We start from the raw sequence: 4,082 nt of genomic DNA, 5'->3' as shown, positions 1-4,082 counted from the left end.
CCACCGTCCACGCCCGTAACGGCATGGTCGCGACCTCGCACCCGCAGGCGGCGCTGGCCGCGATTGAAATCCTGAAAGCTGGCGGCACCGCTGCCGACGCTGCGATCGCCGCCTCGGCGCTGCTGGCGGTGATCGAACCGCAATCCACCGGCATCGGCGGCGACTGTTTCGCGCTGGTGCAGCCCAAGGGCACCGGCAAGATCACGGCGTATAACGGCTCGGGCCGGGCGCCCGCGGCCGCCAAGGCCGAGTGGTTTCTGGAAAAGGGCATCGACGCGATCCCGCTGACCAGCCCGCATTCGGTTACGGTCCCGGGTGCGATCGACGCCTGGGCGACGATCCTGCGCGATCACGGCCGGTTCGGGCTCGACAAGGTGCTGCAGCCGGCGATCCAAGCCGCGGCGGAAGGCTACGTGGTGGCGCCGCGTATCGCGTTCGACTGGGCCAACGGCTTCGCCAAGCTGAAGAAGGGTGCCAACACCGAGCGCTATCTGCTACCGCACGGCGAAGCCGCCAAGACCGGCGATGTCATCACTCAGCCCGAACTGGCGAACACGCTGAAGCTGATCGCCGACAAGGGCCCGGACGGTTTCTATAAGGGCCCGGTCGCCGAGGACATGGTCGAGACGCTGCGCGGGCTCGGCGGTCTGCATACGCTGGAAGACTTCGCCGAGCACTGCACCGAAACGACGTCGCCGATCGGCACAATCTACAAAGGCCTCGACGTCTGGCAGTGCCCGCCGAACGGCCCTGGCATCACCATGCTGGTGATGCTGAACATCCTCAGCCGGTTCGATCTCACAAAGTTCGGCCCGCTCAGCGTCGAGCGCTTCCATCTGGAAGCCGAGGCGACCCGCATCGCCTACATGATCCGCGAACAGCACATCGGCGACCCGCAGCATGTCGATGTCGACGTGCTGCGTATTCTGGCGAAGGAATTCGCCGAGGAGCATTACAGCCAGATCGCGCTCGACAAGCTGCTCGATCTGCCGGTGGTGTCGCCGCCGATGAATCCGTCGACCGTGTACATCACCGTGGTCGACGAGGAGCGCAACGTCTGCTCGTTCATCAACTCGATCGCGCATTCGTTCGGTTCGGCGATCGTGTCGAACAAGACCGGCGTGCTGCTGCAAAACCGCGGCGCAGGCTTCCGCATCCAGCCCGGCCATCCGAACTGCATCGCGCCGAAGAAGCGCCCGCTACACACCATCATTCCGGCGCTCGCGACCGAGAACGGCCGGGCGCGGATGTCGTGGGGCGTGATGGGCGGCCAGTATCAGCCGGTCGGTCAGGTTCACGTGCTGACCAACGTGCTCGACTACGGGCTCGATATGCAGGAGGCGATCGACCTGCCGCGTGGCCTGCACTACGAGGACATATATCAGCTCGAGGATGGTGTGCCGGCGGCGACCGTCGAGGGCCTCAAGGCGCTCGGTCACAAGGTCGTGCCGATCGGCACGCCGCACGGCGGCGGCCAGGGCATCTGGATCGATTGGGATAAGGGCACGCTGACCGGTGGCTCCGACCCGCGCAAGGACGGCTGCGCGCTCGGCTACTGATCGCCGGCTCCCACCGGCTTGTTCAAAATTGCTCTCGTCCAAACATGCGAAGACCGGCCCGAGGGCCGGTCTTGCACTTGCTGATCGCCGCGTCAGCGGCGGTCAACGCGCAGACATCACAGATTCTTGTGCGCGGTGCCGGCGACCTTGTCGGCCGCATTCTTGACCGCGTCCTTGGCGTTGCCGAGCGCCTGCTGGCCGTGGCCCTTGGCTTCCTGCATCACGCCTTCGCCCTGCAGCTTGTCAGAACCGGTGGCTTCGCCGATGCCCTGTTTGGCCTTACCGGCGAGCTCGTTGGCCTGACCCTTGATCTTGTCCATCGTGCTACCCATCAGATGTCTCCTTCGCTGTTTGATCTTCGCGGAGACAACAGACTGGTCCCTCGGATGTTCCCGGGGAGTAACGGTTGCGATGCCGAAGGACTGCACGCTGTTGACGCAATTGATAACTACTAAATTACCTGTCGTTAGTCCGCTTGGCGGATTATTAACCGAGGCGGCCGTTGCGGCCGAGGTTCGGCGGTCGAGTTAACGGTCGTGAAGCCCGCCCGCCGCATGGTCGGCGGGCTATCGCCTGACCGGCAGGCGACGATGGAATTGTCGTCTCCGGCGCTGTCGTACGAAAGGAAGACTTGATCCTCTCGGGCGGCTACACTGTGCATGCGGGGCCGCGCATGACACGGCGAGGACCTGGATCTGAGGACGGCCGAGAGAGCGCTTCGAGATGTCCGGCCTGTGGCAATCGATGACAACGGCCTGGATGTCGCAAACCGAGCGGTCGGCTTTGCTCGACTTCTGGCTCGGCGGACGCGGTGCCGGTACGCTGATATCGCAGCCTGATATCGACGAGCACGAAATGCGGCGGATCCGCGCCGCGCAGATCAATAGCGTCACCCGGCTGACGCCGGTGACGATGAGTATCAACGTCGCCAACGCTGCTCTGATCCTATTCACCTTCTGGGACAATGACGCCCGCCCGCAACTGCTGGCGTGGATGGCGATGATCCTGTTCGCGGCGGGGGCGGCGGTGCAGTCATGGCTGCGCATGCGGTTCGAACCGCGGCTCGAAGCCTCCGCGCGTGCGATCCGCCGCATGACGCTGCACGCGTTGTTGCTTGGGCTGATCTGGGGCGCGATGCCGGTGATGGTGTTCGTAAAGGCCGAGCCCGGCGATCAGCTGATCGTCGCCTGCGTGGCGGCCGGCATGATCTCCGGCGGTGCGTTTACACTATCCACCGTGCCGCGCGCCGGCCTTGCTTACACCTGGACACTGGCGGCGGGTTCAGCTCTATCGCTCGCGCTGAGTGACGGCACCGCCTATCGGATCACGGCGGCCTTTCTGGTGCTGTACGCGGTGTTCATGTCGCGCAATCTGATCTCGCACGGCGAGATGTTCTTCGACAATCTGCGGGCGAAGTTCGAACTCGAACGGCAGACCGAGATCATCTCGCTGCTTTTGAAGGACTTCCAGGCCAATGCCAGCGACTGGCTGTGGCAGACCGATGCGCATGGCCGGCTGGTGCACGTGCCGGAGCGCTTCGTCGAGGTTGCCAAGCTGCCGCCGTCGCTGCTGATCGGGGCGCCGCTCGCGGACGTGATCGGCATGCTGTGCCCCGAGGACGGTCGCTGTGCGATGGGCGTCGCTGCGAAGATGGCGCAGCGGGAGGCGATGAACGATCTTGTGGTGCATGTGGTGATCGGCGGCACGCCGCGGCTGTGGTCGCTCACCGCAAAGCCGATGCTCGATGCGGCGGGTGAGTTCGCCGGCTATCGCGGCGTCGGCCGTGATGTCACCGAGCGCTGGCGCGCCGAGCAGGCCGAAGCCGAGAACCGCGCCAAGTCCAGCTTCCTGGCAATGATGAGCCACGAGATCCGGACGCCGATGAACGGCGTGCTGGGTCTTGCCAACTCGCTGCTCGAAACCAAGCTCGATCCCGAGCAGCAACAGGCCGTCACCACGATCCGCGATTCCGGCGACGACCTGCTGCGCATCCTCAACGACATCCTCGATCTGTCGAAGCTCGAAGCCGGTCGGCTGGAGTTCGAACAGGCCGACTTCTCGCCGGCCACTTTGGTCGAGTCGGTCCGCGCGATCATCGAGCCGGAAGTCCGCGGCAAGGGCATCGAGCTGAAGGTCGATATCGATCCGCGGCTACCGCCGTCGCTGAACGGCGACGCCGCACGCATTCGTCAGGTGCTGCTCAATCTCGCGGCGAACGCGGTGAAGTTCACCGAGCAAGGTTCGATTGCGATCGTGCTGACGTGCGTGAAGCGCAACGACAGCCACGCCACCGTCGAGTGGCAGGTAACCGACACCGGCATCGGCATTTCGCCGGATCGCGTCGGCAGCCTGTTCACCGACTTCGCGCAGGCCGACGTCTCGATCAACCGCCGGTTCGGCGGCACCGGCCTCGGGCTGGCGATCAGCCGGCGGATCGTCGAACAGATGGGCGGCGATATCGCCGTTACCTCGCGCGAAGGCGAGGGCTCGACCTTCCGCTTCAGCCTGGATCTGCCGTGGAGC

At 64.9% G+C, this 4,082-nt stretch carries 3 protein-coding genes; 2 read left to right on the top strand and 1 reads right to left on the bottom strand.

What is annotated here, in order from left to right; all coding sequences use genetic code 11:
* Positions 1 to 1,559, top strand: a 1,559-nt coding sequence (ggt, locus tag DYI24_RS22590) for a gamma-glutamyltransferase (RefSeq protein ID WP_246701348.1), incomplete at its 5' end; no start/stop codon positions are given.
* A gap of 116 nt (positions 1,560 to 1,675) precedes the next feature.
* Here ggt and DYI24_RS22585 read toward each other — a convergent pair.
* The gene (locus DYI24_RS22585; protein ID WP_107345988.1) at positions 1,676 to 1,891 is read right to left on the bottom strand and encodes a CsbD family protein; all 216 of its coding nucleotides are present in this window, start codon (positions 1,889 to 1,891) and stop codon (positions 1,676 to 1,678) included.
* Between the two features lie 391 nt (positions 1,892 to 2,282).
* Between DYI24_RS22585 and DYI24_RS22580 the strand changes: the two genes are divergently transcribed.
* On the top strand, positions 2,283 to 4,082 hold a 1,800-nt coding region (locus tag DYI24_RS22580; protein WP_164573921.1), incomplete at its 3' end, for a hybrid sensor histidine kinase/response regulator.

The sequence above is a fragment of the Rhodopseudomonas sp. BR0C11 genome, assembly GCF_010820945.1.
Lineage (GTDB): Bacteria > Pseudomonadota > Alphaproteobacteria > Rhizobiales > Xanthobacteraceae > Rhodopseudomonas > Rhodopseudomonas palustris_H.
This window is presented reverse-complemented; position numbering and strand designations above follow the sequence as displayed.

Excerpts from the sequence above, each read along its gene's own strand:
- DYI24_RS22585 (WP_107345988.1), bottom strand. The coding sequence starts at position 1,891 with ATGGGTAGCACGATGGACAAGATCAAGGGTCAGGCCAACGAGCTCGCC.